We start from the raw sequence: 24,293 nt of genomic DNA, 5'->3' as shown, positions 1-24,293 counted from the left end.
TCAACTCTCACTTACTGTATTTGTCGCCACATGATTCGACGGCTGCCGCCGCCGGATTTTTCAACCAGGGTAGTGATGCCACCACTGGAGTCGTTCACGATTTTGCGGGCCGCACTGTTGACGATCGCGTTCAGCGTCGGGATGCCACCGGTAAAAATCACCCCGCTGGAGATCGTGTCGTGAGTGTCGACCAGGCCATCGCCATTGGTGTCGAGCACCGCGTAGCTGAGCATCTTACCGCTGAACGCATCGAGTTCGACCAGTTTGCCGGTGCCAAAACTTGAACAGGGGTCCGTGGTGTCGACGCTGGCCGTGGTAAACACAATCCGCCCGAGCACCAAAGCAGCCTGACTGATCACCCGCTCGCCCGTGAGGACGTTGTTGTACACCAGCGGCAAGTACCAGCCGTTCTGTGCTGGATAGGTCACGGGGTTCTGCGAAGTGGTGATGAACTGCCCCCCGGCAGTTCCCGTGAACACCCCGGTCACAGCCTGGGCCTGCAAGCTCGACACGGTGATCTGCCCCGGACCGCCATCGGCATCCCAGACCCCATAAAACGCTTGCAGGTCCTTGCTGAGCTTGTCAGCGGTCTCGTTGAATTTCCCGGTACCGAAGAACACTTCTTTGCCGTTGATCGGATGGTCCGCCAGCAACGGTTGCGCAGTGATCGGCTGCGTCGCGCCGCCCGGCGCAGTGAATAGCGGCTTACCGGAAAAGGCCACGCCCCAACTGCTGGTGCTTGCACTGCTCAAGTCGAACTTCCACAACCGGCCTTTCAAGTCGCCGCCATAGGCCGCCTGCACAATGCTTTGCGAGTCGACCTTGAGCTTGACCGATGACAGGCCATTAGTGGTCTCGGTGCTGTCGATAACGATTTTCCTGATCAGCGAACCGTCGCGAATATCCACCACGTACAACGCAGCAACGCCCGAGTTACTCCCGTAACCGTTGGAGATGAACGCCGCCCAACGACCATCGGCCAAGCGTGCCACTTCCGGCCGCGCATAGGCATAACCCAGGTCATTGAAAGCGTTCGCGGTGTTGGCGGTGGCCGGCGCACTGATTTCCCACAAAGCATTGGTCACGTTCCCCGCTGTCCCGTCGAACAGCTGCACAGCGTAAAAAGTCTTGCCGCCCGCCCCTACGCCGCCCAGGGCCAGGGTTTTCCAGGCGCTGTTTAGCTGGGCATCGAACACGCCGACCTGACCATCATTGAGAAACTTGTGGCGGATGCCATTGATATAGCCGGTATCGGCAATGAAGTGCAGCGACGGCAGCACGCTGGAGGGCATGTAGGCGTAACGCCGCGCACCGTTGCCGGCATTGATGACATTCACGAAGCCGTCGTTGGCATTCACCACCAGGCTGGTGTTCATGTTCGCGGCTTTGCGGGTCAGGAACGTGCTGTAACTGGTACTACCGGCCAGATCAGAAGCGGTTTTGTCAGTGGGCGATGCCAGCGCCAACGGCGAGTTGATGATGTCCCCAAGCAGCACGGTACGAGCCTTCAAGCCGGTTTTGTTGGTGCCCTTGCTCCACTCCACCAGATCACTGCCGCTGATACCGGTCGGCAGGCTCTGGCTGAGGCTGGTTTGCTGGGTGCTGGAGAAGTTGCCGTAGGCCAGAGTGACCGCCGCGTTGGTCGTGGTGTTCCAGGACTGATAGGTCGGCGCTGTCGCACCGGGAACGATGGTCGTGTCGGTGGTCCACAGCACCGAGGCGGTGTTCACGGCACCACTTGCGGTGAAGCCAAAGGATTTGATGGTGCCGCGCCAGTCCTTGGGGTCGTAGCTGGTCTGGTAATAACTGGAGCCACTGGCCACTGTGTTGCTGCTGGTAACGCCGCTGCCACCCGAGCCGGCCTTGGCGGTAATGTCGCTCAACGCCGCTGACAGAGCGGTGTTGAGGCTGGCGCTGTCGGTTGCCTGATAATACTTGCCCTGCCCGTAGTTGGCGGCATCCGACAACATCTGATTGGCGGTTGTGAACCCCACCGTATAGGTGTTCATGTTCTGCTTGGGGAAATCTGGTGAGTTCCAGGCTTTACCCGCCAGATCGGTGCCGGTGGAGCGCATATCGATATCAAAAGCGAATTTGGCGATATCGTCCAGGTACAGGGTGTCACCCTCGTTATCGCCGTTAAGGTTGTTGCCATCGTTGTTGATCCCGTCCCAGTTGGGTAATCGGGTGCCACCCAGTGGATCATTGGTCGGGAAAGTCCGGTCGTAGGTCGGAAGACCATCGGTAATGACCACGCCGTAGTTCTTCTGGCAGCGGTACTGGATCGGGCTGGTGTAGGTGGCTGGCGTGGAGTTGTAGTACGGCGTCATGCCGCGAAAATAGCGGGTGATTTCGTAATAGGTTTCCGCCAGCGGTGTATTGGCTATCGCGCTCAAGCCGCTGATTGCGGAGATCATCGCGTTGTAGTTGGCGTCCGCCTGGGCCTGGGTCACGCTGCCACTGACCGGGGACAGATCACTGATAGCACGGGCGATGTATCCGCCATTGGCGGGACTGTGGTTGGTAGGTGGATTGAACGTCGACAGACCGAAACGCAGCCCGCGATTGCTGGCAACCAGCGCCGTGGCAACGTTACGCGCCACGTTGACTCGGTAATCGTTGGGAATCGAGCCATTGGTGAAGTCGCGATTGCTGCCATTGGCCAGGCTCACCAGATAAGAGATGTAGTCGTCGTAGTAACGGGTGTTGCCATTGCCCACCGGATCAGGGAGCTTGAGGCACAGCGGTGTCGTGCTGTTGTTGTAGAACGCGTAGTAACCGCTGGAACAACCGGATTGCGACAAACTGGACAGCAGGATCGGGTCGCCGATGATGTCTGAACCGCCATTACACAAGCCGGAAAACCCATTGCATTGCTTGGCTGGGGTCCGCGACACCGTTGGATCAAAACCGGGGGCATAGATGATGCTGTTCATGCTCCCCGAATTGTCGAGCAGCAGCATCACGTTCGGTGCGACTGCCGCAGCGCTGAGCAGCGGTGAATCCGATGGCGTGAAGGCATAGGCCCGTACGGCCAGATAAAGCCCCAGCAGCCCGCCGCACACTATCTGCGATAACCAACGGCGCCATGCCTGGCGACGAACATCAGTATTTCGCATAGATGCTCTCCACCACACTGCGCGAGGTGCCCGCCAACCCGACGGCAGTCACCCGATAGAGCGTCGCCGAGGTGTTGCTCGGAATATTCACGGCGCCCTGCGTGGTGCCGATGTTCTGTACACCATAAAAACCGTTGCCGGCAGCGATCCAGGTCACCCCGGAGGTTGAATTGAGCCCGGCAGCCGTGATCGCTGAAGATTCGGCCGGCGGTGCACACTGGGTGATGTTGGCACACGCAGCCAGGGTGTAAGCGCTCAACTGCACGGCGCTTTCACCCATACGCAACGCCGCCTCTGCGCCCTGGAAGGATTGATTGCGCAGCGTCACGCTGCCGGCCATTTTTTCCTGAAGCGTGGCGTTCTGCATCGACGAAATACCGATCAGCGTCAACAACAACAGAAACACCAGGCTCATCAGCAGCGCCATGCCGCGCTGAGCGTGTGCCTTGAGGGGAGAAAGAATCATCGGCATCGCCCCTACATCAACCGGTTGCGCAAAGCGGCAACCACGTTGAAGGTCTGATTGCGCACGCGGTTGCTGGGATCCGTCAGGGTCAGCGTCAAGCGCACGCTGCGGATTCGCGTCGGGTCGGTCGGATTGCTGCTGTAACTCGACGCTGCCACGTCGGTGGCGCTGGTGGCCATGCCGAAGGTCACGTTGAAAGCACTGACGTTGCTCACCAGCACCGCCGACGTGGTGCCGGTGCCTGTGTTCGTAGTCATCAGGATCTGGCCGTTGTTGAGGCTGTAGGCGAGCCGCCGGATCGGGAACCCCATCTGCCCGGCCGCCGGGGTGTGCGCACTGGTGTAGGCCGTTGCGCTGGTTCGGCAATCAGACACCACGGTCCAGGTGGGCGAGCCACCATTGCCGCCGACATCCGAAGTCACCAGGGTCAATTTGAGCGCGGTGTTATCCCAACTGATGGGGGTGATCTGACTGGCATTGAAGTCACCGGCCGAACTCGCATCGGTAATCGCCCCCAGGCAGCCGAACATCCCGACCACGCGGATTTCCTGAATCATTTTGCTCAGGACAAACCGCGCATCCTCCTGCATCCCGGCAGCCGTGTTCTGGCTGACATAGGTGCTTTTCGCCGAAATAAAAATTTGCGCCACGCCGAGCACCACGATCAGGCTGATCGACAGGGCGATCATCAGCTCGATCAGACCAAACCCTCGGGACGAACGCCTCATGGCGTCACCACCGGATCGACGGTGGCGCGACTGCTCAGGACAAAACTGCGGGTCGAATTAGCGGCGGCTGCCCGCGAGTCATCCCACGTTATGGTGATCGTGTACACCCGCTGGTTCAGGGTAATGCTGCCCGTGGCGGTCGGGCCGCCGAAACTGACAATATTGGTGGTGAAGTCGTACAGGTCCTGATCCCGAGCAACATTCAAATTGCCCGAGGTCGGCGGCGTGACGGTGTAGTCGGCCCCTGAATTGGCGCGAATCCGGTCCATCATGTCGTAGGCGATAAAACTTGCCTGGCTGGTCATCAGCGAGCTGTCGGTGTACTTCAGCGCATTGAGCTGAATCGCCGCCGCCCCCAGTAGCCCTACACTCAAAATCAACAGCGCAACCAACACTTCGATCAGTGTCATGCCGTCCTGTGCACGCGATCCCGACCCTGTCATCCGCAGCTTCCACCCAAGACAATCCGTCCGTTCAAACACACGCTGAGCGTCCGGCTCTGCGCCCCCAATACATAATTGATCACCACCGCCGTGGCGGGTGCCGACAACCCACCAAGGTTGTTGAAATCGACGCTGGTCACCCCAGAGGTTAGCGTCAGAGTGGCGCCGCTGCTCATCGCTGGAACAACCCGCAATACATTCGCCGGCGTGCCGGTGCTGTCGTACACCGTCAACTCCCCGGTCCAGGCGCTGCCGCCAGCGGTTGGCCGGATCCGCGTGGTGATACCCCGGTCAATCGCCTCCAGCCGGGCGTAATTGAGTCCTCGCTGCAGATCACTGATTTCGGTATCGGCTTTGGCGTTCTGTACTGAACTGTTGAACGCCGGCACCGCCAGGGTGAGCAGAATCGCCATGACCGCAAGGGTCACCAGCAACTCGACCAACGTGAAACCTTTTGTACGATAATTCATCGCTGCCCTCCACTGCCAACGACTACACCTAGCTGTATCAAGCTAGAACATTCGACCGAGGACCGTCGGGTTGTTTTGACATTCGTTGCACAACTCAACGCCCTCTCCAGGGAAGGAGATGTCATGCATCAGAAGGGTTTCGGCCTGATCGAACTGCTTGTCGGGCTGGCAATCGCGGCGATCGCTCTGCAACTGGTCAGCCCGGCGCTCAGTGAATACACCCAATCGGTGCGTCGGGAAAACGCGGCGCAATCGCTCGCCAGCGGCATGCGCAACGCCCGCACAGAGGCGATCCTGCGCAATCAGACCATTGTCATTCACGGGTTGAACGACGACTGGGGCCAGGGCTGGCGAATCACTCTGGACATCAATGGCGAGGGGCATAAGGACAGCCGTAATCCGCTGCTGATCGAGCGCCAGGCAGTCGCACGGGTACCGATTGTGGGCAATCGGCCGGTGAAGAGTTTTGTACGATTCAGCGGTCTGGGCGAGCCGCTGTTACCCGGCGGTGCGTTTCAGGCCGGGACGCTGCACATCTGCGCGGAACGCGAACCGGTCAGCCACCACCAGGTGGTGCTGTCCAGCAGCGGCCGCGTCAGCCTGCGCAGCGACAAGGCCGAGCAGGCCTTGTGTGCGGGAGGCGAAGAATCAGAGCAGGGAACGAACGCGTAGCTCTTTGGGCATGGAGAAGGTGACGTTCTCCTCACGACCGGCCAGTTCATCGGCACCGGTGGCGCCCCAGGCCTGCAGCTGTTCGATGACGCCACGAACCAGCACTTCCGGTGCCGATGCCCCGGCAGTGATGCCGATACGCTCGACGCCCTCGAACCAGCTGCGTTGCATGTCTTCTGCGCCGTCGATCAGGTACGCCGGGGTGGACATGCGCTCGGCCAATTCGCGCAAGCGGTTGGAGTTGGAGCTGTTCGGGCTACCGACCACCAGCACCACGTCGCATTCGTCAGCCAGTTGCTTGACCGCGTCCTGACGGTTTTGCGTGGCGTAGCAGATGTCGTCCTTGCGTGGGCCGCCAATGGCCGGGAAACGAGTGCGCAAGGCATCGATCACACGACTGGTGTCGTCCATCGACAAGGTGGTTTGCGTGACGAAGGCGAGTTTTTCAGGGTTACGCACGTTCAACGCGGCGACGTCTTTTTCGTCTTCGACGAGGTAAATCGCACCACCATTGCTGGCGTCGTACTGCCCCATGGTGCCTTCGACTTCCGGGTGACCGGCATGGCCGATCAGAATGCACTCACGACCGTCGCGGCTGTAGCGCGCCACTTCGATGTGCACTTTGGTCACCAATGGGCAGGTCGCATCGAATACCTTCAAGCCACGGCCTGCGGCTTCCGTACGAACAGCCTGGGAAACCCCATGGGCGCTGAAAATCACGATGACGTCGTCCGGCACCTGATCCAGTTCTTCAACGAAGATCGCCCCGCGTGCGCGCAGGTCTTCAACGACGAATTTGTTGTGGACCACTTCGTGGCGCACATAGATCGGCGGCCCAAAGACTTCCAGGGCGCGGTTGACGATTTCGATCGCCCGGTCCACACCGGCACAGAAGCCACGGGGGTTGGCGAGTTTGATTTGCATACTGTGCCTCGTGTCTTGCGCGCAAGAAATTAGATCATTTGTAGGCGCTGAGCTTGCTCGCGATGACTGAGTGTCAGTCAACATCAATGTTGAATGTCAGGCCCTCATCGCGAGCAAGCTCTGCGCCTACAGGTTACAGCGCTTTGACGTCGATGATTTCTACGTCAAAGGTCAATGTCTTGCCAGCCAGCGGGTGGTTGAAGTCGATGGTCACCTGAGCGTCATCGAACGCTTTGACCACACCGGGCAGCTCAGTATTCGCCGCATCGTTGAAGATCACCAGCAGGCCTTCGGACAGTTCCATATCCTGGAACTGCGAACGCGGGATGATCTGCACGTTTTGCGGGTTAGGCTGGCCAAAAGCGTTTTCTGGCTGAATCGTCAGATTACGCTTGTCGCCCGCCTTGAAGCCAAACAGCGCGGCTTCGAAACCTGGCAGCAGGTTACCGTCGCCGACCTTGAAGGTCGCCGGGGCTTTGTCGAAGGTGCTGTCGACGGTGTCGCCGTTCTCCAGGCGCAATGCAAAGTGCAAGGTGACTTCCGTGTTCTGGCCGATGCGTTGCTCAGCCAATACCTGTTCAGTCATGAACGGCTTCTCCGGTCTTCTTACTTTTGAACATATCCAGCGCGAGCATCACGGCCCCGACGCTGATGGCGCTGTCGGCAAAGTTGAACGCAGGGAAATACCAGCGGTTCTGCCAATGCACCAGAATGAAATCGATCACATGGCCCAGGGCAATGCGGTCGTACAGGTTACCCAGCGCGCCGCCAAGCACCAGTGCCAGCGCAATCGCCAGCCAGGTGTCGTTGCGCCCCAAGCGCTTGAGCCAGACCACCAGCACGGCACTGACCACCACGGCGATCAAGGCGAACAACCAGCGCTGCCAGCCGGAACTGTCAGCCAGGAAGCTGAAGGCCGCGCCCGTGTTGTAGGCCAGGGTCCAGCTGAAGTAATCAGGGATCACCACGATTTGCTGGTACATCGTCAGCGAGCTTTCGAAGTGGAACTTGCTGGCCTGGTCGATGACCAGAACCAGCACGCTCAACCAGAGCCAGCTCAGCCGTCCGAAACGGCTAGCAGCATTAGGCATAGTGACGAACCTCACCGGCACCGCTGATGTTGTCGACACAACGACCGCAGATTTCCGGATGCTCCGGGTTCACGCCAACGTCTTCACGGCAGTGCCAGCAACGGGCGCACTTGGCGAAGCTCGACTTGACGATTTTCAGTTTCAGACCGCTGACTTCGGTGACAACGGCATCGGCCGGAGCCTGCACGAATGGCGCAACGCTGGCGGTCGAGGTGATCAGTACAAAGCGCAGTTCGTTGCTCAGCTTGGCCAGGTCGGCGCTCAGCGCCTCTTCGGTGAACAGCGTCACTTCGGCTTGCAGGTTGCCACCGACGGCCTTGGCCGCGCGCTGGATTTCCATTTCCTTGTTGACCGCGACCTTCACCGCCATGATCCGCTCCCAGTAAGCGCGGCCCAGTTCGACGTTGTCCGGCAACTCGGTCAGGCCTTCGTACCAGGTGTTGAGCATGACCGATTCGTTGCGCTCGCCCGGCAGGTATTCCCACAGTTCGTCGGCGGTGAATGCGAGGATCGGCGCGATCCAGCGCACCAGCGCTTCAGAGATGTGGAACAGCGCGGTTTGCGCCGAACGACGGGCCTTGCTGTTGGCACCAGTGGTGTACTGACGGTCCTTGATGATGTCTAGGTAGAAACCACCCAGCTCCTGCACGCAGAAGTTGTGGATCTTGGAGTAGACGTTCCAGAAACGGTATTCGCCGTAGTGCTCTTGCAGCTCGCGTTGCAGCAGCAAGGTACGATCCACGGCCCAACGGTCCAGCGCGAGCATTTCTTCTGCCGGCAGGATGTCGGTGGCCGGGTTGAAACCGGTCAGGTTCGACAGCAGGAAGCGCGCGGTATTACGGATCCGCCGGTAGGCGTCCGCACTGCGTTGCAGGATCTGGTCGGAAACCGCCATTTCACCCGAGTAATCGGTGGAAGCGACCCACAGACGCATGATGTCGGCGCCCAGGGTGTCGTTGACCTTTTGTGGCGCGATCACGTTGCCCAACGATTTGGACATCTTGCGACCGGACTCATCCACGGTGAAACCATGGGTCAGCAGTTCGCGGTACGGCGCGTGGTTGTCGATGGCGCAACCGGTCAGCAACGACGAGTGGAACCAGCCGCGGTGTTGGTCCGAGCCTTCCAGGTACAGATCGGCACGCGGACCGGTCTCGTGGCCCATCGGGTGCGAACCGCGCAGGACGTGCCAATGCGTGGTGCCTGAATCGAACCAGACGTCCAGAGTGTCGCTGATCTTGTCGTACTGCGGTGCTTCGTCACCGAGCAGCTCGGCAGCGTCCATCTTGAACCAGGCTTCGATGCCTTCTACTTCGACGCGTTTGGCGACTTCTTCCATCAGCTCAACGGTACGTGGGTGCAGTTCGCCGCTTTCCTTGTTCAGGAAGAACGGGATCGGCACACCCCAGTTGCGCTGACGGGAGATGCACCAGTCCGGACGGTTGGCGATCATCGAGTGCAGGCGCGCCTGGCCCCAGGCCGGAACGAACTTGGTTTCTTCGATGGCTTTGATCGCCCGCTTGCGCAGGGTTTCGCCAGACGTCGGCTCTTTGTCCATGCCGATGAACCACTGCGCGGTGGCGCGGTAGATCAGCGCGCTCTTGTGGCGCCAGCAGTGCATGTAGCTGTGTTCGATGACGGTGGTATGCAGCAACGCACCGACTTCGGTCAGCTTGTCGACGATGGCCGGGTTGGCCTTCCAGATGAACTGGCCGCCAAAGAACTCCAGCGACGGCACGTACACGCCGTTGCTTTGCACTGGATTGAGGATGTCGTCGTTGACCATGCCATACGCTTTGCAAGTCACGAAGTCGTCCACACCGTAGGCTGGCGCGGAGTGAACCACACCGGTGCCGGCGCCCAGCTCGACGTACTCGGCCAGGTAAACCGGCGACAGACGATCGTAGAACGGGTGACGGAAATTGATCAGTTCCAGCTCTTTACCGGTGGTGGTCGCGATGACCGAACCTTCCAGGTTGTAGCGGACCAGGCACGACTCGACCAGCTCTTCAGCCAGTACCAGCAGCTTGTCGCCGACATCGACCAGCGCGTAGTTGAATTCCGGGTGAACGTTCAGCGCCTGGTTGGCCGGGATGGTCCACGGGGTGGTGGTCCAGATCACGATCGAAGCAGGCTTGGCCAGTGATGGCAGGCCGAACGCGGCAGCCAGTTTGGCTTCATCAGCAATCGGGAAGGCAACGTCGATGGTCGAGGACTTTTTGTTCTCGTATTCAACTTCGGCTTCAGCCAGGGCCGAACCGCAGTCGAAGCACCAGTTCACAGGCTTGAGGCCCTTGAACACAAAACCACCCTTGACGATTTCAGCCAAGGCACGGATTTCACCGGCCTCGTTCTTGAAATCCATGGTCTTGTACGGGTTGGCGAAATCGCCCAACACGCCCAGACGGATGAATTCGGACTTCTGGCCTTCGATCTGCTCGGTGGCGTAGGCACGGCACAGTTCGCGGGTTTTGTCCGCGCCCAGGTTTTTACCGTGGGTCACTTCGACTTTGTGCTCGATCGGCAGACCATGGCAATCCCAGCCCGGAACATAAGGCGCGTCGAAACCCGACAGGGTTTTCGAGCGGATGATCATGTCCTTGAGAATCTTGTTCAGCGCATGACCGATGTGAATGGTGCCGTTGGCGTACGGAGGACCGTCGTGAAGCACGAACTTCGGACGATCCTTGCCAATCTCGCGCAACTTACCGTACAGGCCAATGCTGTCCCAGCGCTGCAGAATCTGCGGTTCGCGCTGGGGCAGGCCGGCCTTCATTGGGAAGGCGGTGTCCGGAAGGTTTAGCGTGGCTTTATAGTCGGTCATTTAAGGCTCTTCATTAGCGATTGGCGCTAGGTGCGGCATAGGCACGGGCGGCGGCGATATCCGCATTGATCGCCGTCTTAAGCGCCTCCAGAGAGGCGAAACGCTGCTCTTCGCGCAGCTTGTGGTGGAAAACCACCGTCAAACGCCGGTCATACAGATCGCCGGCAAAATCTAGAATATGGACTTCCAGGTGGGCTTTGCCATCACCTGCGACCGTTGGCCGAACGCCGATATTGGCGACTCCGGGCCAAGTCTTGCCGTCGACCTCGACGCTGACCAGATAAACCCCGGTCAGCGGTACACGACGACGCTTGAGTTGCACGTTGGCCGTTGGCGTGCCCAGTTGGCGCGCCAGCTTCTGCCCGTGCAGAACCCGTCCGGTAATTCGGAACGGACGACCGAGCAATCGCTCGGCCAAGGCAAAATCGGCAGCGGCCAAGGCATTACGCACCTGGGTGCTACTGACACGCAAACCGTCCAGTTCAACGGTCTGCGCCGCTTCGACGGTGAAACCCTGAACAGCCCCGGCCTGTTGCAGGAAATCGAAATCCCCTACCCGATCACAGCCGAAACGGAAGTCGTCACCGACCTCCAGATGCTGCACGCCCAGACCATCGACGAGAATGGTGTCGACGAACTCGGCGGCGCTGAGCTTGCTCAATCGATGATTGAAGGCCAGGCACAGCACCCGGTCGACGCCTTCGGCGGCCAGCAGTTGCAGCTTGTCGCGCAAGCGCGCCAGACGGGCCGGAGCCGTATCCGGGGCGAAAAATTCACGCGGCTGTGGCTCGAAAATCACCACGCAGCTGGGTACACCCAACTCGAGCGCACGCTCACGCAGCCTGGCCAGGATAGCCTGGTGGCCACGGTGAACACCGTCAAAGTTGCCAATAGTGGCGACACAGCCCCGATGCTGGGGGCGCAAATTGTGGAGGCCTCGAACCAGCTGCATAACGCGCTTCTTGCTCATAAAGTGGTCGATTATAACCACACCCGGCGGCCGACAACAGGCAACACCGTAACCCAAAGCGATCGAACCGACAAAACTGACGCCCGACCCGTGATTATTGACGCACTATCTTCAATTCAGCGCCTTGCGATTGAAGTCCCGCAGACGGAAGCCCATCAACGCCAGCATACCGAAATAGGCCACCACACCGGCGCCGACCAACGCTCCCAGACGCAGGAAGCGCTCCGGCATGTGCCCTTCGCCCCAGGCCGGCATGAAATACATCAACCCCAGCAGAACCGCGGACATCACCGTCACCGCAACGACCAGCTTGAGCCCGAACATGCCCCAGCCCGGCTGTGGCTGATACATCTTCTGTTTGCGCAACTGATAGAACAACAGACCGGCATTGAGGCATGCACCGGCACTAATGGCCAGGGCCAGCCCTGCGTGTTTCAACGGGCCGATAAAGGCCAGGTTGAAGAGCTGAGTGACGATCAGCGTGAAAATCGCGATTTTTACCGGCGTGCGAATGTTTTGTTGCGCATAGAAACCCGGCGCCAGCACCTTGATCACGATTATCCCGAGCAAACCGACCGAGTAGGCAACCAGGGCACGTTGGGTCATCGAGGCATCAAATGCGCTGAACTGACCGTACTGGAACAGCGAAACGGTCAGTGGCTCCGCCAGAATCCCCAGCGCCAGGGAGCACGGCAGTACCAGCACGAAGCACAGGCGCAGTCCCCAATCGAGAATTCGCGAGTACTCATGGCGATCCTTGCTGGCGTAGGTTTTGGCCAGTGTTGGCAGCAAAATCGTGCCCAGCGCCACACCGAGCACACCGGATGGCAACTCCATCAGGCGGTCGGCGTAATACATCCAGGACACCGAGCCCGCCACCAGAAACGAGGCAAAAATGGTGTTGATGATCAGCGAAATCTGGCTGACCGAGACCCCCAGGATCGCCGGCAGCATCTGCTTCATCACACGCCAGACACCGGTGTCGCGCAGATTCAGGCGCGGTAGCACCAACATGCCGATTTTTTTCAGGTGCGGCAGTTGATAGAGCAATTGCGCCAGGCCACCGGCCAGTACCGCCCAGCCCAGAGCCATGACTGGCGGGTCGAAGTATGGTGTCAGGAACAGCGCGAAAATGATCATGCTGACGTTGAGCAGGGTCGGCACGAAGGCCGGCACCGAAAAACGGTTCCAGGTATTGAGGATCGCCCCGGCCAGCGAGGACAGCGAGATCAGCAATATATAAGGAAAGGTCACTCGCAACAGGCTGGAGGTCAGCTGGAATTTTTCCGGCGTGTTGGTAAAGCCCGGGGCTGTCACCCAGATGACCCAAGGCGCAGCGATCATCCCGAGAATCGTGACCAGCGCCAGTACCAGCGTGAGCAAACCCGAAACATAAGCGATGAAGGTTCGTGTCGCCTCTTCGCCCTGCTGACTTTTGTATTCCGCCAGAATCGGCACGAAGGCCTGGGAAAACGCCCCTTCGGCAAATATTCGCCGCAACAGATTGGGCAGTTTGAAGGCAATAAAGAAGGCATCCGTGGCCATCCCGGCGCCAAATATGCGTGCGACGAGCGTGTCACGGACGAACCCCAGAACCCGGGAAAGCATCGTGATAGAGCTGACAGCGGCCAACGATTTAAGCAGGTTCATTGAAGAGTTTTTGCCTGTCGATAAACAGCAGGCGAACAAACCGCCCACTTATGCGATACTCCGCGCCGCAACAGCACAGAGCCAAAGCTCGCGAGTTTACAGGTCAAGCGCCGGAAATAAATATCCCGCCTCTTTAGATCGACCACTCAGCGGAACGCATCACCCGCCCTTGACAAGACTTCAACTCATCGGCATGATTCGCGGCCTATTTTGTTTGCTATTTCCTAAAAAGTCTTTCGAGGAGCTCGACGGTGGCCAACACACCTTCCGCCAAAAAACGTGCAAAACAGGCTGAGAAGCGTCGCAGCCACAACGCCAGCCTGCGTTCCATGGTTCGTACCTACATCAAGAATGTAGTTAAAGCCATCGACGCAAAAGACGCTGAAAAAGCGCAAGCTGCTTACGTTCTGGCCGTGCCAGTTATCGACCGTATGGCCGATAAAGGCATCATCCACAAGAACAAAGCTGCTCGCCATAAGAGCCGCCTGAATGGCCACGTCAAGGCTCTGAACGTTGCCGCTGCTGCTTAAGCGACACGCTCATTAAAAAACCGACCCCAGGGTCGGTTTTTTATTGTCTGCGATTTAGTGCGCAATGATCGCTCCCACGCTCCGCGTCACAGCGATTGCTGCGCGTCCGTGGCGACATTCCCACGCAGGGCATGGGAACGATCATCTTCAGATCACTGATGCGCCCAAGGCAAAATCGGAATCGCGGTCACGGCATTCTGCGGGCTACCCTCGATCAAGCGGTCGCTGTAGACCAGATACACCAGGGTGTTGCGCTTCTTGTCGAGGAAACGCACCACCTGCATGGTCTTGAACACCAGAGACGTGCGCTCCTTGAACACCTCTTCACCATCCTTGAGCTCGCCCTTGAAGCTGATCGGCCCGACCTGACGGCAAGCGATAGACGCGTCCGACCGATCCTCGGCCAACCCCAGACCACCCTTCACCCCGCCCGTCTTGGCTCGCGACAGGTAGCAGGTCACGCCATCAACCTTGGGATCGTCGAAAGCCTCGACGACGATACGGTCATTCGGCCCGACGAATTTGAACACGGTCGACACCTGACCGATTTCTTCCGCCGAAGCCAGCAGCGGCATCGCCAACAGCAACCCCAACAATCCTTTTGCCATGCGCATTCGCGTTTTCCTTAAACCAGAATCAGATTATCGCGGTGAACCAGCTCCGGCTCCGCCATATAACCCAACAGACCGACAATCGCCTCAGACGACTGACCGATGATTTTTTGCGCCTCAAGCGCACTGTAGTTAGCCAACCCGCGGGCGATCTCACGACCATCCGGTGCCACGCACACCACCATCTCACCGCGACGGAAACTGCCTTGAACCAGCTTTACACCCACCGGCAGCAGACTTTTATTGCCCTGCGACAACGCCGCGACCGCACCCTCATCCAGCACCAGCGTGCCGCGGGTCTGCAAGTGCCCGGCTAGCCACTGCTTGCGTGCCGCCAGCAGGCCGCGCTCAGGCGACAACAAGGTGCCGATGCGCTCACCCGCCTTCAAACGATCCAGCACACGCTCAAGACGCCCACCCACGATGATCGTATGAGCCCCCGAACGCGCCGCCAGACGCGCCGCACGCAATTTGGTTTGCATACCGCCACGCCCCAACGCACCACCCGTGCCGCCCGCGACCGCGTCCAGCGCCGGATCATCGGCACGCGCCTCGTAAATCAGCTTGGCGTCAGGGTTGTTGCGCGGATCGGCGTCGAACATGCCGTCACGATCGGTGAGAATCACCAACAGATCGGCCTCGACCAAGTTAGCCACCAACGCCGCCAGCGTGTCGTTGTCGCCGAAACGGATTTCGTCAGTGACCACCGTATCGTTCTCATTGATCACCGGAATGACCTTGAGCTCGACCAGCGCACGCAAGGTGCTGCGGGCGTTGAGGTAACGCTTGCGGTCGGACAAGTCATCATGAGTCAGGAGAATCTGCGCCGTGTGCCGGCCATGCTCGGCAAAGCTCGACTCCCAGGCCTGCACCAACCCCATCTGACCAATGGCGGCAGCCGCCTGCAACTCGTGCATCGCACTGGGTCGTGCGGTCCAGCCAAGGCGACTCATACCTGCCGCTACTGCCCCGGAGGACACCAGCACCAGCTCGACACCCGCCTCATGCAGCGCGACCATCTGCTCAACCCAGACGCTCATTGCCGCGCGATCCAGACCCTTGCCGTCAGCCGTCAGCAAAGCGCTGCCGATCTTCACGACCCAACGCTGCGCACCTGTCACCTTGCTCCGCATCATCTTCAACCTTAGCTTGAGGACAGCGCGACCCAGCGCTGCCCGTAACGTTATTCGTGACTACCGATTTCCAGATACCAAAACGCCGCTCGATTGAGCGGCGCTTAAGTTTACTGCAACGAATCAGTCACGCACGTAAATGATTTCTGGACCATCTTCATCATCCACATCCTCTTCGTCCCAGTCATCGTCGCCAATGTCATGGACCGACTTCACGCCGCTGCGGCGCAGCGCACGCTGGTCATCCAGCGCCTGCAACTGAGCACGGGCTTCGTCTTCGATGCGCTGATCGAGATCCGCCAGTTCTTCCTTGTAAACCGGGTCGTTAGCCAGACGATCGGCACGATCTTCCAGGTAACGCATGATGTCGCGCGTCAAGCGCTCAGTGCCTTCTTTGGCAATGGCCGAGATCACGTAGACCGGACCGGTCCACTCCAGACGATCAACGATTTCCTTGACCCGAGCCTCATGCTCCTCCTCAAGAATCTGGTCGCACTTGTTCAGCACCAACCAGCGATCACGCTCAGCCAGGGACGGACTGAACTTGGTCAGCTCGCTGACGATCACTTCGGCAGCATCTGGAGCACTGGCGTCATCCAGCGGCGCCATGTCCACGAGGTGCAGCAGCAGACGGGTACGCGACAAGTGCTTGAGAAAACGAATCCCCAGACCCGCACCATCGGAAGCACCTTCGATCAGACCCGGAATGTCCGCGACCACGAAGCTTTTCCAGCGATCGACGCTGACCACACCCAGGTTCGGCACCAGCGTGGTGAACGGATAATCAGCCACTTTGGGCTTGGCCGCCGAGACTGAACGGATAAAGGTACTTTTGCCGGCATTTGGCAAGCCCAGCAGACCGACATCGGCCAACACCTTCATTTCCAGCTTGAGGTCACGCTGCTCGCCCGGCTTGCCCGGCGTAGTCTGGCGCGGCGCGCGGTTGGTACTGGACTTGAAACGGGTGTTACCCAGACCGTGCCAGCCACCATGAGCCACCAGCAGACGCTGGCCAGCCTTGGTCAGGTCGCCAATGACTTCTTGCGTAGCAGAGTCAATAACCGTGGTGCCGACCGGAACCCGCAACACCAGCTCTTCACCCTTCTTACCAGTACAGTCGGTGCTGCCGCCGTTGGAACCACGCTCAGCATCGAAGTGCCGGGTGTAACGGTAGTCGACCAGGGTGTTGAGGTTTTCGTCGGCGATCATGTAGACCGAGCCGCCGTCACCACCATCACCGCCATTAGGACCGCCGTTTTCGATGAATTTTTCCCGACGGAAACTCATGCAACCATTGCCGCCGTCGCCAGCTTTTACTCGAATCGATACTTCATCAACAAACTTCATAACAGAACGCCTCTCGCCATACGGACGAGCCGAAAAACACTAAGACATAAGACTCTTGCAAAAATGAGCGCAGCGACCTCAATCAACGACCGCACAATCCAGCGCCGGCAGCCCATACAAACAGTTTTGCAAGAGACTCACCCCACAAACGAAAAAGCCCCGTCGCAAGACAGGGCTTTTCCAGCAACTACGTAATTATGCCGCGACGACTGCAGTCTTCGGGACAATGCTCACGTAACGGCGACCGAAGGCGCCTTTTACTTCGAACTTGATCACGCCGTCGATTTTAGCGAACAGAGTGTGATCTTTGCCCATGCCAACGCCGTAGCCAGCGTGGAATTGGGTGCCGCGCTGACGCACGATGATGTTGCCCGGAATGATAACCTGGCCGCCATACATCTTCACGCCAAGGCGTTTGGCTTCTGAGTCGCGACCGTTACGGGTACTACCACCAGCTTTTTTGTGTGCCATGAGTTCAATTCTCCTAGTGAGGAATTAGGCTGAAATTAAGCCTGAATACCGGTGATTTTGATCTCGGTGTACCACTGGCGGTGGCCCATACGCTTCATGTGGTGCTTACGACGACGGAACTTGATGATGCGGACTTTATCGTGACGACCTTGGGAGATCACTTCAGCCACAACGGTAGCACCAGCAACAACTGGAGCACCGATATTCACGTCATCGCCATTGGCGACCAACAGAACGCGATCAAAAGTTACGGATTCGCCGGTAGCGATTTCCAGTTTCTCGATCTTCAGGTATTCACCTGGGGCGACCTTGTATTGCTTGCCACCAGTAACGATTACTGCGTACGACATGGTATTTCTCCGATAATCCTGCTCACCCAGCTCTTTATAAGAAGAGGTATTGGCTGGCATGGCTGCATGGGATGGAACGACCCAAATGCAATTGCGTAAGGCAGGTGCTGCCCAGGAAGTTCAGGGTGCGCGATTGTACGCAAGGCACGAGCACGTTGCAAGAGGCCGTCCATCGCGCCTTGACAGGCCCCGACGCGGGTCCTAGCATGCCGCGCAACCCTTCTGGAGCGACTGTCGCTGATGCAACCCCAAGCTTTCTACCGCTCGGTGGCGGACGATTTTAACGCCGTCGACGGCATCATCAAGAAGCAGCTGACTTCCCGAGTGCCGCTGGTATCGAAAATCGGCGACTACATTACCTCGGCCGGCGGTAAACGCCTGCGTCCTCTATTAGTGTTGCTGTGTGGCAAGGCCCTGGGTCGCGAAGGCGACGACATGCGTCTGCTGGCCGCAACCATTGAGTTCCTGCACACCGCGACCCTGCTGCACGATGACGTGGTCGACATGTCCGGCATGCGCCGTGGCCGCTCGACCGCCAACGCCATGTGGGGCAACGCCCCGAGCGTGCTGGTCGGTGACTTCCTGTACTCGCGCTCATTCGAGATGATGGTCGAACTGGGCTCGATGCCGGTGATGAAGATTCTCTCGCAAGCCACGCGGATCATCGCTGAAGGCGAAGTCCTGCAGCTGTCCAAGGTGCGCGACGCCAGCACCACCGAAGAAACCTACATGGAAGTCATCCGCGGCAAAACCGCGATGCTTTTCGAGGCGTCGACCCACAGTGCCGCGGCCTTGGCTGGCGCTACGCCAGAACAGAGCGAAGCCTTGCGCACCTTTGGTGACCACCTGGGTGTAGCCTTCCAGTTGGTCGACGACCTGCTCGACTACCGTGGCGACGCGGAAACCCTGGGCAAGAACGTCGGCGACGACCTGGCTGAAGGCAAGCCAACCCTGCCGCTGATCTACACCATGCGCGAAGGCACACCGGAGCAAGCGGCACTGGTGCGCCAGGCGATTCAGAAAGGCGGTATCGAAGACCTGGAAAGCATCCGCGCTGCCGTGGAAGCCTCGGGCTCTCTGGACTACACCGCACAGCTGGCCCGCGATTACGTGGCCCGCGCGATCAAATGCCTCGAAATGCTGCCCGCCAGCGAATACCGGGACGCATTGGTCGAACTGAGCGAGTTTGCAGTCGCTCGCACGCACTAAGATCAAAAGATCGCAGCCTACGGCAGCTCCTACGCGTAAATCTGTAGGAGCTGCCGTAGGCTGCGATCTTTTGCCGTCAGCCCCCGCCTCCGGTAAAACCCTATATAATGTGCGCTTTTTAGCCATCCTGAATCCAAGGAGCTTTAGTGAGCACGCTGCCACCCTGCCCGAAATGCAATTCCGAATACACCTATGAAGACGGCGCCCAGCTGATCTGCCCAGAGTGCGCCCACGAGTGGTCCGCCAATGGTGAAGCGCAAGCTGCGCCCGATGAAACCGTGAAAAAGGATTCGGTCGGCAATGTCCTGCAAGATGGCGACACCATCACTGTGATCAAAGACCTCAAGGTCAAGGGCACTTCGCTGGTGGTCAAGGTCGGCACCAAGGTCAAGAACATCCGCCTGTGTGATGGCGACCATGACATCGACTGCAAGATCGACGGTATCGGCCCGATGAAGCTCAAATCCGAGTTCGTCAGAAAAGTCTGAACCTGCCGTATTCCATCCCACGCCCTGCGTGGGATGGCGCTTCACCCTCGCCTGACTCCCCTGCAATCGCGCCCAGTAGCAAAACGCCAGCCGTTTTGACTTTCAGCCATTCCCACACAGAAAACAGCAGAAACCGCTAATAGGCACTTGCTATTAATTAAATAAGAATTATTCTCATCAAATCATTAAAAAGGAGATGAGCATCATGACTTACTTGATCGATGCATGGCTGGATCGCCCACACCCTTACCTCAGGATCCTGCATCGGGAAACCGGGGAAGTGTGTGCGGTGTTGGAAGAAGAAGCCTTGAGCGAGCTGCAAGACCAGGGCGACCTCGACCTCAATGGCCTGAGCTCCAGCGAGCCGGTGGTGCTCAAGGAACTGGTGCGCAACCTGTTTCTATTCTGCTACGCCCGGGCATTGCGCCCGATGAATGATCTGAATACCAAGTTCGAGATATGAAGGTCGCTGTAAAAACTGTAGGAGCTGAGCTTGCTCGCGATGGCATCAATACGGTTTCAAGGTTAAACCGAGTCGACAGCATCGCGAGCAAGCTTTGCTCCTACACATTCGAGGCTTACAGAACGTCGAGCAGCTCGACGTCGAAAACCAGAACGCTGTGTGGCGGAATGCTGCCAACGCCTTGTGCGCCGTAAGCCAGTTCGCTCGGCACGTACAGGCGCCATTTGCTACCGGCGTTCATCAGTTGCAGAGCTTCGGTCCAGCCAGCGATCACGCCGCCAACCGGGAATTCTGCAGGCTGACCACGATCATAGGAGCTGTCGAACACAGTGCCGTCGATCAGCGTGCCGTGGTAGTGGGTACGCACTTGATCTTCACGGGTTGGCTTGGCGCCTTCACCTTGAGTCAGTACTTCGAACTGCAGGCCGGAAGCCAGAGTGGTGATGCCGTCACGCTTGGCGTTTTCAGCCAGGAATGCCAGACCTTCGCCAGCAGCCGCTTCAGCCTTGGCAGCGGCTTCGGCTTGCATGATTTCGCGAATAACCTTGAAGCTGGCAGACATGGCTTCCTGGCCAACACGGCTTTCCTTACCGGCGAATGCGTCGGTCAGACCGGCCAGGATCGCGTCCAGGCTAACGCCCGGTGGCGGGTTGTCACGCAGTTGGTCGCCCAACTGACGGCCGATACCGTAGCTGACGCGGGTTTCGTCGGTGGACAGATTTACTTCGGACATGACACTGCTCCGCTGTGCGGACGGCTCGGGACATTGCCGTGCGTGCACAGCGCATCCCGGAGCGCCCGGAACCAAAAGGGCGAGCAGACTAGCACAGATGCCATTGCGGTGATCAGGGGTGTCAGCGCTATCAGGAGATGGGCACCTTCAGACTCTCTTGCGCGCTGATGCCCAGACCGCACATCTCGTCGTGCACCGAGGTGTGAATCAGATTGAATGTCAGCTTGGGAAAGGCATGAAGGACTTCACGGGCATGTTCCACCGAACGCAAACGCAGTGTTTGCCCGTGGGTGTCGTCGAGCGGATGAGCGGCGCCATGTATCCGTGCCTCCAACAGATAAATCCCGCCTTCCATCGAGATCAGATTCAGCTCATCGACCTTCCCGGCGATGGCATAGGCGTTCAACTCTTGCAGGTTCATGAGCACACCCCGCGCAATGGCGAGCCAAGACACTTATAGGGATATGCCTCGGCGCACAAAAGCACAAGCCAGAAACGCCGCCGCCCGTCCGTTTCACAACGGCCGGGCGGCACGATACGACGCGGGAACGACAATCAGTGCTTGGTCAGCTTGTCCAGGTAACCCATGGCAAACGCCGAGATCACAAAGGTCATGTGAATGATCACGTACCACTTCAAGTGCTCGGGATCGACATTCCTGGCGTCCATGAAGATGCGCAGCAGGTGGATCGAGGAAATGGCCACGATCGAGGCCGCAACTTTCATCTTCAGGGAAGAAGAGTCCATCGTGCCCAACCAGTTGAGTTTTTCCTTGCCATCATCGATGTCGAGCTCGGACACGAAGTTTTCGTAGCCGGAAATCATCACCATCACCAGCAACCCGCCTACCAGCGCCATGTCGATCAGCGACAACAGCACCAGAATCAGATCGGACTCGGCCATCGAGAACACGTTGGGAATAACGTGGAAGACTTCCTGAAAGAACTTCAGCGCCAGGGCCAGCAGGCCCAGGGACAAACCGAAGTAGATCGGCGCCAGCAGCCAGCGCGAGGTGTACATTGCATTTTCGACAAAACGTTCCATTGAATCTCACACAAGGGTTTAAACGGCGGCGAGTATATCAGCCGCTCAAAACCCCATAAACCGCAGACAAATCCATAACCTGCGAGTCTGCCAAAGCGTTTTTCTGCTAGTGTCCAAGGCATTCGCATCGCTCATTGCGTTATAGAGGAAAACCGGAAAATGGATTTGCGATTGCCTTTAACGACTGTCGGCCTTTGCCTCGCGGTACTGATCAGCGGCTGCTCACCCAGCGATGAGAAGCGCCCGCAGAGCCTTGAGGAGAAAACCGCACAGTTCGAGAAGTCGCTGGACGCGATTCAGGATCCCAAGCTCAAGGACGCCGTGGCCAACCTTGGCGGCTCATTGCTGCTACTCGAACGCGCACAGCAAAAGCTTGCCATCAAGCCGATCACAACCGAGTACGGCGAAGACGCCATGGCCCTGCTCAAGCACTATCCAACCCCGCAGGCGCTGGTCGACACTTATATCAACGGCCTGTTCGTACTGCGCAAGGACTCCAGTTCCGACTACCTGACCGACTTGCAGCCGGTGTTCCCCTTCAACTTCAACATGCCCTCCGAGTTCCCCTTCCCCCATGGGCTGGAATGGCAATCGGTCACGCTAAGCAACAAGAAGGTCATCCCTTTTCAGCCCGAATGGTCGGAAACCGATCCTGGCATTCAGTTGAGCCCTTCAAGTTCCAGCCTGACCAATCCGGACGACCTGACCGTGGCCTACCCCTTTGTCGAGGGCGAGGAAGTCGACAACAAGAACCAGCCGCAACCGGCGACCCTGAAAGGTAAAGTCGAAGTCATTGCACCGCGCAAGGTATTCACCTTCGACCTGACGCACAAGGACGTGGGCCAAACGCGTACCGACGACAACATCAGTGTCACTCTGCGGGCCTTGGAGAAGAACTACGCCGAGGTTGAAGTCAACAACAGCACAGCGCTGGCGCCAGACGTCAGCGACACCCCGCTCAATCCGCTGATCGTCCAGGCCAAGGACACGACCGGCCAGTTCCTCTCACGCTCGGGCTCGATCAACGAAGACGCCGCACACATCGCGCTCTATCAAAAACAACTGGCCGAGATGCAGAAGCAAACCGCCTGGAGTGATGCGTTCGAAAAACAGCTCGACGACGAACAGCAGGCGTTCGAGCACAAGCAGACTCATCATTACACCAAGGTGTACTTCAACGGTCCCATCGACAGCCTCGAAGTCAACGTTCTCGACTTCTCGGCTGTCACCGTCACCCGCAAGGAACTGGAGCTTGCGGTACGCCGCTTCGACCGCAATACCACCGACAAAACCATCCAGAGCCTGAATCTACCCGTGGTCGTGTACGACGATCAGGCTGCAGCCTGGCTCAAAGGCTCCACACTGGATGAGGAACAGCTGAAAAAGAATATCCACGTCAACCAATCGGTCGAGGACGCCAGTGCGGCACGCATCGAATTCGATCACCCGAAAAGCTTCAACGACGAACTGCTTGGCACCTCATTCAGCCCCGGTGACACCCCCGTGACCTTCTTCACCCAGGACGATAAGGGAAAACGCGGCGAACCCATTGAATTGCCACCCGAAGCCTTCGAAATCGACCCGCTGCACGCCACTATCACGTACGACCTGACGCTGTTCCCCGAGACACCGGCTTACGCCGTCGGCTCGATGCCGTTGTTTCTGGCCAATATTGCAAAAAGCAGCCTCGACACCCAGAAGCTGCCCAAAGGACTGGAGCTCAAAGGCAATGCCTTGGTGGTTGACCAGAAAGTATTCCCCGCCCAGGACTGGCGTTTCTTCGCCAAGGACGCAAGTGGTAACTACCTGAAGGAGATTCTTGCTGTCAGCCACGACGCCAGCGCAGAAGGCCCGGCGATGGTTGAGGTGCATTATTTCTACGGCCAGCCGACTAGCCTGGAAACCTACCAGCGCACCAACCTCAATACCGTCGAATATGGATTCGAGGTCAAACTCGACAAGGCCGAAAACCCCAACCCTGTCGAATAGCTACTAATGCTCGGGGTTGAACTCAAAACCACCCGGATTGCGGCAGCGTCCACCATTGATTTCCCGCAGCTGGGCTTGCAAGTGCAAACACCAGATTTGCGGGTCATCGGCCAGCTGATAACCGTGCAGGGTCAGGCTTTCAACGATGGTTTCGAGTATCGATTCGGCCACGAAAGGACCATGAAACGGGCCCTGGGCCTTGATGGCGGAAGGTTGCTCGCCGGCCATTCCGGCGGCAAACAACAAGGTCCACATACCGGTGTCCCCCGCAAGCGGGCGAATACTGCATTCGATACGGGTAACCAGGCCCAGGCATTGGCGGGTGAGGCAGAGGTTGCGCGACATGGCGGCGACCCTCGGTAAATCTGGTATTCAGCCTCCACGGGAAGGCTGTCTCGATCCAGTGATGACTGTCGATGTCCATGACCTGAGCATAGAAGAAAAGTCGAGTCAGCAAGTTGACGGAGGTCAGAAGGCGCCGAATGGTCGTTGTTGGTTTTTTGACGTCATCCGGGCGGTAATGAGGTTTACCTAGAGGGTGAGGATGCCGCTGAAAAGATCGCAGCCT

At 58.5% G+C, this 24,293-nt stretch carries 26 protein-coding genes; 6 read left to right on the top strand and 20 right to left on the bottom strand.

Annotated features, from left to right (window positions below):
- Nucleotides 1–11: 11 nt before the first annotated feature.
- The 5 genes from BLL42_RS17830 to BLL42_RS17810 are packed head-to-tail and all read right to left on the bottom strand — an operon-like array spanning nucleotide 12 to nucleotide 5,226.
- Complete coding sequence (locus BLL42_RS17830) at nucleotides 12–3,119, bottom strand: pilus assembly protein (protein WP_071553256.1); 3,108 nt, start codon at nucleotides 3,117–3,119, stop codon at nucleotides 12–14.
- Nucleotides 3,106–3,591 (bottom strand): pilus assembly PilX family protein, encoded by a 486-nt coding sequence (locus tag BLL42_RS17825; RefSeq protein ID WP_408004001.1) that lies wholly within the window; start codon nucleotides 3,589–3,591, stop codon nucleotides 3,106–3,108. The genes BLL42_RS17830 and BLL42_RS17825 overlap by 14 nt, the downstream gene beginning before the upstream one ends.
- Nucleotides 3,592–3,596: 5 nt before the next feature.
- Nucleotides 3,597–4,313, bottom strand: a complete 717-nt coding sequence (locus BLL42_RS17820) for a PilW family protein (RefSeq protein WP_071553255.1) — start codon at nucleotides 4,311–4,313, stop codon at nucleotides 3,597–3,599.
- Nucleotides 4,310–4,756 (bottom strand): type IV pilus modification protein PilV, encoded by a 447-nt coding sequence (gene pilV / locus BLL42_RS17815; RefSeq protein WP_071553254.1) that lies wholly within the window; start codon nucleotides 4,754–4,756, stop codon nucleotides 4,310–4,312. Before pilV ends, BLL42_RS17820 begins: the two co-directional genes overlap by 4 nt.
- Nucleotides 4,753–5,226: a GspH/FimT family pseudopilin gene (locus BLL42_RS17810; RefSeq protein WP_071553253.1), complete on the bottom strand. Its 474-nt coding sequence runs from the start codon at nucleotides 5,224–5,226 to the stop codon at nucleotides 4,753–4,755. Before BLL42_RS17810 ends, pilV begins: the two co-directional genes overlap by 4 nt.
- Nucleotides 5,227–5,349: 123 nt before the next feature.
- On the opposite strand from BLL42_RS17810, the gene BLL42_RS17805 reads away from it, so the two are divergent.
- Complete coding sequence (locus BLL42_RS17805; protein WP_071553252.1) at nucleotides 5,350–5,898, top strand: GspH/FimT family pseudopilin; 549 nt, start codon at nucleotides 5,350–5,352, stop codon at nucleotides 5,896–5,898.
- Here BLL42_RS17805 and ispH read toward each other — a convergent pair.
- The 6 genes from ispH to murJ all read right to left on the bottom strand — a co-directional run bounded on the left by ispH (nucleotide 5,875) and on the right by murJ (nucleotide 13,357).
- On the bottom strand, nucleotides 5,875–6,822 hold the full coding sequence (ispH, locus tag BLL42_RS17800) for a 4-hydroxy-3-methylbut-2-enyl diphosphate reductase (RefSeq protein WP_071553251.1): 948 nt from the start codon (nucleotides 6,820–6,822) through the stop codon (nucleotides 5,875–5,877). The genes BLL42_RS17805 and ispH overlap by 24 nt on opposite strands.
- A 133-nt stretch (nucleotides 6,823–6,955) precedes the next feature.
- Nucleotides 6,956–7,393 carry an FKBP-type peptidyl-prolyl cis-trans isomerase gene (gene fkpB / locus BLL42_RS17795; protein ID WP_174553362.1) on the bottom strand — a complete coding sequence of 146 codons (438 nt, stop codon included), beginning with the start codon at nucleotides 7,391–7,393 and terminating at the stop codon, nucleotides 6,956–6,958.
- 7 nt (nucleotides 7,394–7,400) lie between these two features.
- Complete coding sequence (gene lspA / locus BLL42_RS17790; RefSeq protein WP_019691622.1) at nucleotides 7,401–7,913, bottom strand: signal peptidase II; 513 nt, start codon at nucleotides 7,911–7,913, stop codon at nucleotides 7,401–7,403.
- Nucleotides 7,906–10,737 carry an isoleucine--tRNA ligase gene (gene ileS / locus BLL42_RS17785; RefSeq protein WP_071553249.1) on the bottom strand — a complete coding sequence of 944 codons (2,832 nt, stop codon included), beginning with the start codon at nucleotides 10,735–10,737 and terminating at the stop codon, nucleotides 7,906–7,908. The genes lspA and ileS overlap by 8 nt, the downstream gene beginning before the upstream one ends.
- A gap of 13 nt (nucleotides 10,738–10,750) precedes the next feature.
- Complete coding sequence (ribF, locus tag BLL42_RS17780) at nucleotides 10,751–11,689, bottom strand: bifunctional riboflavin kinase/FAD synthetase (RefSeq protein WP_129586961.1); 939 nt, start codon at nucleotides 11,687–11,689, stop codon at nucleotides 10,751–10,753.
- 129 nt (nucleotides 11,690–11,818) lie between these two features.
- Nucleotides 11,819–13,357, bottom strand: coding sequence for a murein biosynthesis integral membrane protein MurJ (gene murJ / locus BLL42_RS17775; protein WP_071553247.1), 1,539 nt, complete (start codon nucleotides 13,355–13,357; stop codon nucleotides 11,819–11,821).
- Nucleotides 13,358–13,608: 251 nt separating this feature from the next.
- Between murJ and rpsT the strand changes: the two genes are divergently transcribed.
- Nucleotides 13,609–13,887 (top strand): 30S ribosomal protein S20, encoded by a 279-nt coding sequence (gene rpsT / locus BLL42_RS17765; RefSeq protein WP_003185593.1) that lies wholly within the window; start codon nucleotides 13,609–13,611, stop codon nucleotides 13,885–13,887.
- 152 nt (nucleotides 13,888–14,039) lie between these two features.
- Here the strand turns inward: rpsT and BLL42_RS17760 are convergent, their stop codons facing one another.
- The 5 genes from BLL42_RS17760 to rplU all read right to left on the bottom strand — a co-directional run bounded on the left by BLL42_RS17760 (nucleotide 14,040) and on the right by rplU (nucleotide 17,799).
- Nucleotides 14,040–14,501, bottom strand: coding sequence for a CreA family protein (locus tag BLL42_RS17760; RefSeq protein WP_071553246.1), 462 nt, complete (start codon nucleotides 14,499–14,501; stop codon nucleotides 14,040–14,042).
- Nucleotides 14,502–14,512: 11 nt separating this feature from the next.
- Nucleotides 14,513–15,631: a glutamate 5-kinase gene (gene proB, locus BLL42_RS17755; protein ID WP_071553245.1), complete on the bottom strand. Its 1,119-nt coding sequence runs from the start codon at nucleotides 15,629–15,631 to the stop codon at nucleotides 14,513–14,515.
- Between the two features lie 123 nt (nucleotides 15,632–15,754).
- The gene (gene cgtA, locus BLL42_RS17750; protein WP_071553244.1) at nucleotides 15,755–16,978 is read right to left on the bottom strand and encodes an Obg family GTPase CgtA; all 1,224 of its coding nucleotides are present in this window, start codon (nucleotides 16,976–16,978) and stop codon (nucleotides 15,755–15,757) included.
- 195 nt (nucleotides 16,979–17,173) lie between these two features.
- Nucleotides 17,174–17,449 carry a 50S ribosomal protein L27 gene (gene rpmA / locus BLL42_RS17745; RefSeq protein WP_071553243.1) on the bottom strand — a complete coding sequence of 92 codons (276 nt, stop codon included), beginning with the start codon at nucleotides 17,447–17,449 and terminating at the stop codon, nucleotides 17,174–17,176.
- 35 nt (nucleotides 17,450–17,484) lie between these two features.
- Nucleotides 17,485–17,799 (bottom strand): 50S ribosomal protein L21, encoded by a 315-nt coding sequence (gene rplU / locus BLL42_RS17740; protein WP_003176051.1) that lies wholly within the window; start codon nucleotides 17,797–17,799, stop codon nucleotides 17,485–17,487.
- 240 nt (nucleotides 17,800–18,039) lie between these two features.
- Here rplU and BLL42_RS17735 point away from each other — a divergent pair, with 240 nt between their 5' ends.
- From BLL42_RS17735 to BLL42_RS17725, 3 genes are all read left to right on the top strand, one after another.
- The gene (locus tag BLL42_RS17735; RefSeq protein WP_071553242.1) at nucleotides 18,040–19,008 is read left to right on the top strand and encodes a polyprenyl synthetase family protein; all 969 of its coding nucleotides are present in this window, start codon (nucleotides 18,040–18,042) and stop codon (nucleotides 19,006–19,008) included.
- Between the two features lie 146 nt (nucleotides 19,009–19,154).
- Nucleotides 19,155–19,496: a zinc ribbon domain-containing protein YjdM gene (locus BLL42_RS17730; protein WP_071553241.1), complete on the top strand. Its 342-nt coding sequence runs from the start codon at nucleotides 19,155–19,157 to the stop codon at nucleotides 19,494–19,496.
- Nucleotides 19,497–19,701: 205 nt separating this feature from the next.
- Nucleotides 19,702–19,959, top strand: a complete 258-nt coding sequence (locus BLL42_RS17725) for a PA4570 family protein (RefSeq protein ID WP_071555786.1) — start codon at nucleotides 19,702–19,704, stop codon at nucleotides 19,957–19,959.
- A 115-nt stretch (nucleotides 19,960–20,074) separates the two neighbouring features.
- Here BLL42_RS17725 and bamJ read toward each other — a convergent pair whose 3' ends face one another.
- The 3 genes from bamJ to BLL42_RS17710 all read right to left on the bottom strand — a co-directional run bounded on the left by bamJ (nucleotide 20,075) and on the right by BLL42_RS17710 (nucleotide 21,736).
- The gene (bamJ, locus tag BLL42_RS17720) at nucleotides 20,075–20,692 is read right to left on the bottom strand and encodes a BamJ family beta-barrel-assembly machinery protein (protein ID WP_054595509.1); all 618 of its coding nucleotides are present in this window, start codon (nucleotides 20,690–20,692) and stop codon (nucleotides 20,075–20,077) included.
- Nucleotides 20,693–20,822: 130 nt separating this feature from the next.
- Nucleotides 20,823–21,113, bottom strand: a complete 291-nt coding sequence (locus BLL42_RS17715) for a DUF6482 family protein (RefSeq protein ID WP_071553240.1) — start codon at nucleotides 21,111–21,113, stop codon at nucleotides 20,823–20,825.
- A gap of 134 nt (nucleotides 21,114–21,247) precedes the next feature.
- Nucleotides 21,248–21,736: a TIGR00645 family protein gene (locus BLL42_RS17710; RefSeq protein WP_071553239.1), complete on the bottom strand. Its 489-nt coding sequence runs from the start codon at nucleotides 21,734–21,736 to the stop codon at nucleotides 21,248–21,250.
- A 159-nt stretch (nucleotides 21,737–21,895) separates the two neighbouring features.
- Here BLL42_RS17710 and BLL42_RS17705 point away from each other — a divergent pair, with 159 nt between their 5' ends.
- The gene (locus BLL42_RS17705) at nucleotides 21,896–23,725 is read left to right on the top strand and encodes a hypothetical protein (RefSeq protein WP_071553238.1); all 1,830 of its coding nucleotides are present in this window, start codon (nucleotides 21,896–21,898) and stop codon (nucleotides 23,723–23,725) included.
- A 3-nt stretch (nucleotides 23,726–23,728) separates the two neighbouring features.
- On the opposite strand, the gene BLL42_RS17700 is transcribed toward BLL42_RS17705, so the two are convergent.
- The gene (locus tag BLL42_RS17700; protein ID WP_071553237.1) at nucleotides 23,729–24,070 is read right to left on the bottom strand and encodes a PA4575 family protein; all 342 of its coding nucleotides are present in this window, start codon (nucleotides 24,068–24,070) and stop codon (nucleotides 23,729–23,731) included.
- Between the last annotated feature and the right edge of the window lie 223 nt (nucleotides 24,071–24,293).

The sequence above is a fragment of the Pseudomonas frederiksbergensis genome (assembly GCF_001874645.1).
Taxonomy (GTDB): Bacteria; Pseudomonadota; Gammaproteobacteria; order Pseudomonadales; family Pseudomonadaceae; genus Aquipseudomonas; species Aquipseudomonas frederiksbergensis_B.
The sequence above is the reverse complement of the archived record's forward strand: the minus strand, read 5'-3'. Positions and strand labels throughout refer to the sequence as shown.

What these genes read in the sequence shown, in the direction of transcription:
- BLL42_RS17705 (WP_071553238.1), top strand. Translation starts at nt 21,896, where the DNA reads ATGGATTTGCGATTGCCTTTAACGACTGTCGGCCTTTGCCTCGCGGTA.
- bamJ (WP_054595509.1), bottom strand. Translation starts at nt 20,692, where the DNA reads ATGTCCGAAGTAAATCTGTCCACCGACGAAACCCGCGTCAGCTACGGT.
- lspA (WP_019691622.1), bottom strand. Translation starts at nt 7,913, where the DNA reads ATGCCTAATGCTGCTAGCCGTTTCGGACGGCTGAGCTGGCTCTGGTTG.
- ispH (WP_071553251.1), bottom strand. Translation starts at nt 6,822, where the DNA reads ATGCAAATCAAACTCGCCAACCCCCGTGGCTTCTGTGCCGGTGTGGAC.
- BLL42_RS17825 (WP_408004001.1), bottom strand. Translation starts at nt 3,591, where the DNA reads ATGCCGATGATTCTTTCTCCCCTCAAGGCACACGCTCAGCGCGGCATG.
- proB (WP_071553245.1), bottom strand. Translation starts at nt 15,631, where the DNA reads ATGCGGAGCAAGGTGACAGGTGCGCAGCGTTGGGTCGTGAAGATCGGC.
- BLL42_RS17830 (WP_071553256.1), bottom strand. Translation starts at nt 3,119, where the DNA reads ATGCGAAATACTGATGTTCGTCGCCAGGCATGGCGCCGTTGGTTATCG.
- BLL42_RS17710 (WP_071553239.1), bottom strand. Translation starts at nt 21,736, where the DNA reads ATGGAACGTTTTGTCGAAAATGCAATGTACACCTCGCGCTGGCTGCTG.
- rpmA (WP_071553243.1), bottom strand. Translation starts at nt 17,449, where the DNA reads ATGGCACACAAAAAAGCTGGTGGTAGTACCCGTAACGGTCGCGACTCA.
- BLL42_RS17820 (WP_071553255.1), bottom strand. Translation starts at nt 4,313, where the DNA reads ATGAGGCGTTCGTCCCGAGGGTTTGGTCTGATCGAGCTGATGATCGCC.
- murJ (WP_071553247.1), bottom strand. Translation starts at nt 13,357, where the DNA reads ATGAACCTGCTTAAATCGTTGGCCGCTGTCAGCTCTATCACGATGCTT.
- BLL42_RS17805 (WP_071553252.1), top strand. Translation starts at nt 5,350, where the DNA reads ATGCATCAGAAGGGTTTCGGCCTGATCGAACTGCTTGTCGGGCTGGCA.
- ileS (WP_071553249.1), bottom strand. Translation starts at nt 10,737, where the DNA reads ATGACCGACTATAAAGCCACGCTAAACCTTCCGGACACCGCCTTCCCA.
- BLL42_RS17760 (WP_071553246.1), bottom strand. Translation starts at nt 14,501, where the DNA reads ATGCGCATGGCAAAAGGATTGTTGGGGTTGCTGTTGGCGATGCCGCTG.
- BLL42_RS17700 (WP_071553237.1), bottom strand. Translation starts at nt 24,070, where the DNA reads ATGTCGCGCAACCTCTGCCTCACCCGCCAATGCCTGGGCCTGGTTACC.
- ribF (WP_129586961.1), bottom strand. Translation starts at nt 11,689, where the DNA reads ATGCAGCTGGTTCGAGGCCTCCACAATTTGCGCCCCCAGCATCGGGGC.
- rplU (WP_003176051.1), bottom strand. Translation starts at nt 17,799, where the DNA reads ATGTCGTACGCAGTAATCGTTACTGGTGGCAAGCAATACAAGGTCGCC.
- BLL42_RS17810 (WP_071553253.1), bottom strand. Translation starts at nt 5,226, where the DNA reads ATGAATTATCGTACAAAAGGTTTCACGTTGGTCGAGTTGCTGGTGACC.
- cgtA (WP_071553244.1), bottom strand. Translation starts at nt 16,978, where the DNA reads ATGAAGTTTGTTGATGAAGTATCGATTCGAGTAAAAGCTGGCGACGGC.
- BLL42_RS17735 (WP_071553242.1), top strand. Translation starts at nt 18,040, where the DNA reads ATGCAACCCCAAGCTTTCTACCGCTCGGTGGCGGACGATTTTAACGCC.
- BLL42_RS17715 (WP_071553240.1), bottom strand. Translation starts at nt 21,113, where the DNA reads ATGAACCTGCAAGAGTTGAACGCCTATGCCATCGCCGGGAAGGTCGAT.
- pilV (WP_071553254.1), bottom strand. Translation starts at nt 4,756, where the DNA reads ATGACAGGGTCGGGATCGCGTGCACAGGACGGCATGACACTGATCGAA.
- BLL42_RS17725 (WP_071555786.1), top strand. Translation starts at nt 19,702, where the DNA reads ATGACTTACTTGATCGATGCATGGCTGGATCGCCCACACCCTTACCTC.